The organism is Microcoleus sp. EPA2, from assembly GCA_020882975.1.
Classification (GTDB): domain Bacteria; phylum Cyanobacteriota; class Cyanobacteriia; order Cyanobacteriales; family Microcoleaceae; genus Microcoleus.
In genome coordinates this window covers 1-2,500 of sequence record JAHRFD010000069.1, presented here as the reverse complement: position 1 = coordinate 2,500, position 2,500 = coordinate 1, and the positions used below count along the sequence as shown (strand labels likewise).

Below are 2,500 nucleotides of genomic sequence, written 5' to 3'. Positions count from 1 at the left end.
CACCTTCTCTGGTGCAGCTTTCAACTGCTTTGTCTAGTTTTCAGGTTCGTTGATGACTGTCCCACGACCCCAGAAGTCAAAACCTCTGGTTTAGGCTGTTTCCCGTTCGCTCACCACTACTTGGGAAATCGCTATTGCTTTCTCTTCCTCCAGCTACTAAGATGTTTCAATTCGCTGGGTTCGCCGCACCAATCTATGTATTCAATTGGTACTTACTGGGTTGCCCCATTCGGACATCTCCGGCTCAATGCTTGCTTCCAGCTCCCCGGAGCTTATCGTCGGTCGCCACGTCCTTCTTCGCCTCTGTGTGCCTAGGTATCCACCGTTAGCCCTTTGTAACTTGACCACTTTCTGTGGTCGATGGTCTCTGGTTACCCCTCCTGATTTCTCAGTTGGTTCACCTGTTTGATGATGACTTTGTGTCTATGCAGTTTTCAAGGTTCTGACTAGAGTTGTGACTCCAGCATTCTGACGAGCTTTTGGCTGGTCTAGGTGCTGATTTCTACCCTGGTTGGTTGAGGCTAATTTTTGGCTTCTGGGTTGAGTGAGAGTGGAGGTAAGCGGACTCGAACCGCTGACTTCCTGCGTGCAAGGCAGGCGCTCTACCAACTGAGCTATACCCCCACTAAGTGAGTGCGTGATGTTTCTGTGACAACACTGAAACTTGATCACTTGTTTCCAGGTGGGCCATCCTGGATTTGAACCAGGGACCTCACCCTTATCAGGGGTGCGCTCTAACCAACTGAGCTAATAGCCCGTTACCTGAACCCGTTAATAGTTTGAAAGCTTTGACTCTATTATCTCGAACGACCAGGGATGACTGATTCTAGACCTTGATTGTTTAGGTTCGGTCTGTCTTCAGATGGTCTCCCTAAAAGGAGGTGATCCAGCCACACCTTCCGGTACGGCTACCTTGTTACGACTTCACCCCAGTCATCAGCCCTGCCTTCGGCATCCTCCTCCTCGAAAGGTTAGAGTAATGACTTCGGGCGTGGCCAACTTCCATGGTGTGACGGGCGGTGTGTACAAGGCCCGGGAACGGATTCACCGCAGTATGCTGACCTGCGATTACTAGCGATTCCGCCTTCATGCAGGCGAGTTGCAGCCTGCAATCTGAACTGAGGCAGGGTTTACGGGATTAGCTCTCTCTCGCGAGTTGGCTGCCCTCTGTCCCTACCATTGTAGTACGTGTGTAGCCCAGGACGTAAGGGGCATGCTGACTTGACGTCATCCCCACCTTCCTCCGGTTTGTCACCGGCAGTCTGTTTAGAGTGCCCAACTTAATGATGGCAACTAAACACGAGGGTTGCGCTCGTTGCGGGACTTAACCCAACATCTCACGACACGAGCTGACGACAGCCATGCACCACCTGTGTTCGCGCTCCCGAAGGCACTCCTGTGTTTCCACTGGATTCGCGACATGTCAAGTCCTGGTAAGGTTCTTCGCGTTGCATCGAATTAAACCACATACTCCACCGCTTGTGCGGGCCCCCGTCAATTCCTTTGAGTTTCACAGTTGCCTGCGTACTCCCCAGGCGGGATACTTAACGCGTTAGCTACGGCACTGTCCGGGTCGATACAGACAACACCTAGTATCCATCGTTTACGGCTAGGACTACTGGGGTATCTAATCCCATTCGCTCCCCTAGCTTTCGTCCCTGAGTGTCAGTTATGGTCCAGCAAAGCGCCTTCGCCACCGATGTTCTTCCTGATCTCTACGCATTTCACCGCTACACCAGGAATTCCCTTTGCCCCTACCATACTCTAGCTGTTCAGTTTCCACTGCCTTTCCGAGGTTAAGCCCCGGTCTTTGACAGCAGACTTGAACTGCCACCTGCGGACGCTTTACGCCCAATCATTCCGGATAACGCTTGCATCCTCCGTCTTACCGCGGCTGCTGGCACGGAGTTAGCCGATGCTGATTCCTCTGGTACCGTCATTTTGTTCTTCCCAGAGAAAAGGAGTTTACAACCCAAGAGCCTTCTTCCCCCACGCGGTCTTGCTCCGTCAGGCTTTCGCCCATTGCGGAAAATTCCCCACTGCTGCCTCCCGTAGGAGTCTGGGCCGTGTCTCAGTCCCAGTGTGGCTGATCGTCCTCTCAGACCAGCTACCGATCGTCGCCTTGGTGAGCTGTTACCTCTCCAACTAGCTAATCGGACGCGAGCTCTTCTTCAGGCTATAAATATTTTCCCTTGCGGTACATCGGGGCTTAGCAGTCGTTTCCCACTGTTGTCTCCGTCCTGAAGGTAGATTCTCACGCGTTACTCACCCGTCCGCCACTAATGTATTTCTACACCCGTTCGACTTGCATGTGTTAAGCAGACCGCCAGCGTTCATCCTGAGCCAGGATCAAACTCTCCGTGTTGTTGAGTTTTTTTCGGCTCGTCAAGCTCTTTTCCGGTTATTTTGGCGATTACACCTGATTTCCTTCCTTTTTACTTGACTTTTTTTTCGTTGTTTGTGATATTGAGTATCAGCTACTGCTTTTACTCTCTATCTC

At 51.8% G+C, this 2,500-nt stretch carries 2 tRNA genes and 2 rRNA genes (1 of these 4 cut by a window edge); all 4 read right to left on the bottom strand.

Annotated elements, in window-relative coordinates:
- A 23S ribosomal RNA gene (locus tag AAFP14_RS26575) occupies window positions 1-346 on the bottom strand; it reaches 2,555 nt to the left of the window's first position.
- A 205-nt stretch (window positions 347-551) separates the two neighbouring features.
- A tRNA-Ala gene (locus tag AAFP14_RS26570) sits at window positions 552-624 on the bottom strand.
- Window positions 625-683: 59 nt separating this feature from the next.
- A tRNA-Ile gene (locus tag AAFP14_RS26565) sits at window positions 684-757 on the bottom strand.
- A gap of 117 nt (window positions 758-874) precedes the next feature.
- Window positions 875-2,365, bottom strand: a 16S ribosomal RNA gene (locus AAFP14_RS26560).
- Together the 16S and 23S rRNA genes with 2 tRNA genes alongside form the textbook arrangement of a ribosomal RNA operon.
- Between the last annotated feature and the right edge of the window lie 135 nt (window positions 2,366-2,500).